This window comes from Marivita sp. (assembly GCF_051859345.1).
GTDB lineage: Bacteria > Pseudomonadota > Alphaproteobacteria > Rhodobacterales > Rhodobacteraceae > Marivita.
The window spans coordinates 1-626 of record NZ_JBHYFV010000112.1 but is presented as its reverse complement, the minus strand read 5'-3'; the positions used below and the strand labels follow the sequence as shown (position 1 = coordinate 626).

1 pseudogene is annotated in these 626 nt (G+C 58.9%); it reads right to left on the bottom strand.

Annotated features, from left to right (window positions below):
- Window positions 1-626: pseudogene (locus ACTIEN_RS22295) on the bottom strand (alpha-N-arabinofuranosidase); the annotation flags it as partial.

Below are 626 nucleotides of genomic sequence, written 5' to 3'. Positions count from 1 at the left end.
GGCATCGCGTCATTGGAGCTGCCGCAAACGATGGTCTCGAGCGACTTGTCGAACCCCTTGACCGCTTTTGCGGCCTGATTGGCAAGCCGACCGTATTCGCCTGCAGGTTTCTGACCAGTCTGCCAGGGACCGTCCATTTCATTCCCAAGGCACCACATGCGCACATTGTAGGGGTCTTCATACCCATGGCTGCGGCGCAGATCGGACCATGTTGTACCGCCGGGGTGATTGACATATTCCACAAATTCGCGGGCTTCCTGCAGGCCGCGCGTGCCCAGATTGATCGCCAGCATCATATCGATTCCGGCTTTCTCGGCCCAGAGTGCGAATTCATTGATGCCGACCTGATTGGTCTCCTTGGACCGCCATGCCAGATCCAGTCGGACCGGGCGCTGGTCTTTCGGGCCGATCCCGTCCTGCCAGTCATAGGCGGATACGAAATTGCCACCGGGGTAGCGGATCGCGGGTATCTTGAGGTCTTTCACCAGTTCCAGAACATCGCGCCTGAACCCGTGCTCGTCCGCCTCTCTATGTCCAGGCTCGTAGATGCCGGAATAGATCGCCCGGCCCATATGTTCGATGAATGCCGAGTAGAGGCGCGGGTCGATGCTGCCGATCCGGAATTC